Source organism: Streptomyces sp. NPDC005070 (assembly GCF_053600395.1).
On the sequence record NZ_JBSFZS010000368.1, the window covers coordinates 1 to 2,493 of the forward strand.

General features: G+C 68.5%; 3 protein-coding genes. 1 reads left to right on the plus strand and 2 read right to left on the minus strand.

Translation table 11 applies throughout. From position 1 onward, the window contains the following. Positions 1-10 precede the first annotated feature (10 nt). Positions 11-451: an IS607 family transposase gene (locus ACWEBX_RS39135; protein ID WP_451889466.1), complete on the minus strand. Its 441-nt coding sequence runs from the start codon at positions 449-451 to the stop codon at positions 11-13. Positions 452-883: 432 nt separating this feature from the next. Between ACWEBX_RS39135 and ACWEBX_RS39140 the strand changes: the two genes are divergently transcribed. Beyond that, entirely contained in the window at positions 884-2,032 is a 1,149-nt protein-coding gene (locus ACWEBX_RS39140) for a Fic family protein (protein WP_451889467.1), read from the plus strand. Positions 2,033-2,205: 173 nt separating this feature from the next. Here ACWEBX_RS39140 and ACWEBX_RS39145 read toward each other — a convergent pair. Then, positions 2,206-2,493, minus strand: a 288-nt coding sequence (locus ACWEBX_RS39145) for an IS200/IS605 family transposase (protein WP_451889468.1), incomplete at its 5' end; no start/stop codon positions are given.

Sequence of the window (2,493 nt, forward strand, 5' to 3'; positions counted from 1 at the left end):
GCCGTCGACTTCACCGAGGCGGAGTTCGTGTTGAAGGCGAGGTAGCGGATTTCCAGGCTTCGAGGTGCTCGACGCCGAACCGGGCCAGCCGGTCACGGTGCTCGACCACGATCACAGCCGTGTCCGGGTCGGCAAGAAGCCGATGCAGCTTGCGGCGTCGTCCGTTCAACCCCGACCCGACCTCGGTCACGACTTCGGCGACCGCCAGGCCCAGTCCGTTCGCGCCGGACACCACCCGCGCGGCCTGCCGATCCAGGTCGGCCTTCTGGTCGGCTGACGACACACGGCAGTACGCCACTACCCGCCCGGACGACGGGGCGGCAACCTCGCCGACCAGCCACGTCCCGGACGGCGCCTGGCGGACCGGCACGGGCATCTTCCCGTCCTTCACCCACCGCCAGGCAGTCTGGTAGCTCACGCCCTGCTGACGCGCCCACTCCGAAAGCTTCACAAAACCAAGCTACGTGAGATGTCTGACTAGAGACGACTATGAATGATGAGGAAATCCGTGGCAGTTGTCGCCCCCCGGCGAAGGCCATCGCGCATGCGGCTCCCGCCGCTCCGAGCACGCTTCCGGCCCGGGCGAGGACGTTCACCACGCCTGCTCCCTTTCCACGGGGCGCCGCAGTGTCACCGACAGGCGGGGGTGTGGCCACGCCACGCGCAGGGTGTAGAGGGTGCGAGTGCGCCGAGTGCGGTGGGCCGCCACTTCGGCGGTCCATTCCTCTTGCCACCGGGAGCGCTGGCGGGAGGGCACTGCGCGGCCGGTCACAGGTCTTGCGGGAACCGGTGACACCAGCCGGGGCGGGCGCGCTGCGCAAGCGTAGGGACCACACCCAGCAGATCGCTTGACGCTATGATTACGTCATTCTATCGTCGATTCATGCTCTTCCCCACTCCAGACCTCACCGCAGCCGACCGCCGGGTGCTCGACGAGATCGACAGCATGCGTGCCGCCCTGCGCCACCAGGTGCAGAGTTCGCCCACGAAATGGACGTCCGGGCTGCGGAAGTTCCTCACTGCAGACGCCGTGGCGGCCTCCAACTCCATCGAGGGTTTCAAGGTGGCCACCGTGGACGTCGAGGATCTGATGGAGGGGGAGAACGAGGTCGAGGTCTCCGAGGAGAACCGGGAGGAGACCCTCGCCTACCAGCGGATGATGACCTACATCCAAACGCTCCACGACGTCGAGGACTTCACCTACAACAAGGCATTGCTCAACGGCCTTCACTGGATGCTGCAGGGGCACCGGCACAGCCCCCGCCGGCCCGTCGGCCAGTGGCGCAGGGGCCCGGTCCACGTCACCGACGCCCGCGACCCCAGCATCGCCACCTATACCGCCCCCGACCCCGCGCTGGTGCCCGAGCTCATGCACGAACTCGTCGACTGGCTCAACACCGACGACGCCAGCCACCCTCTGGTCCAGGCCGCGATGGCCCACCTGCACCTCGTCTCCATCCACCCCTGGGCCGACGGCAACGGCCGCCTGTCCCGCTCCCTGCAGACCCTCATGATCGCCCGGGAAGGCGTCCTGGCCCCCGAGTTCTCCTCCATCGAGAGCTGGCTGGGACGCCCGGGCAACACCTGGGAGTACTACCGCGAGCTCAACGACCGCGGCAGCCACTACCAACCCGAACAGGACGTCTCCAGCTGGATCCGTTTCAGCCTGACCGCCTACCACCAGCAGGCACAGACCGTCCAGGGCCGCCTGATCCGCTCCGGCCGGGTATGGAACGCCCTCGCCGCGTTCGCCGACGTCACCCACCTCGACGAACGCACCGTCACCGCCCTGCACGACGTCGCCATGGCCGGACGCGTACGCCGCTCCCGCTACCAGCACGCCGAGGCACTCAGCCTCCAGCAGGCCCAGCGCGACCTGCGCGACCTCACCACCGCCCACATCCTCCAGCCCGTCGGCCGCACCCGCGCCCGCTACTACACCGCCGGCCCGCAGTTCCCCCAGGACGCCCTCGACACCGCACACACCCCCATGAATCTCAGCAACCCCTACCGGACATCGCACGACACCTGAGCAGACCACCCCGAACACCCCACTGCGCGCCTGCAGTCGGCACGCGCCGGCCGAGCCGCGGCCTCCCATCCTTTGTTCTTCGCAGGGAATCCCGGCCTTCAGGCCGGGCGGGAATGCGATCCTCGGCCCGGAGGCGCGAAGCGCCGGAGCTCTCTGCGTCTTCGGGGTGAGGGTCAGGCTGGGCGCTTTTGGTTCTCGATGTATTCCTTTACGATGCTCAGCGGTGCGCCGCCGCAGGACCCCGCGAAGTAGGACGGGGACCAGAACACCGATCCCGTTCCGATCCGGTTGGTGTACTCCGCGCGCAGATATCGGGAGCTGACGCCCTTGAGGGAGTTGACGAGCTTGGACAGGGCGATCTTCGGCCAGCCGACGGCCGCCGGCAGGACGACGAGTGCGGCGACGGCGGCAAGTGCGGCGGTACGGCGGCGATGGTGGTGGCGCGCGGCCATGGAACGGTC

What these genes read in the sequence shown, in the direction of transcription:
- ACWEBX_RS39140 (WP_451889467.1), top strand. Translation starts at nt 884, where the DNA reads ATGCTCTTCCCCACTCCAGACCTCACCGCAGCCGACCGCCGGGTGCTC.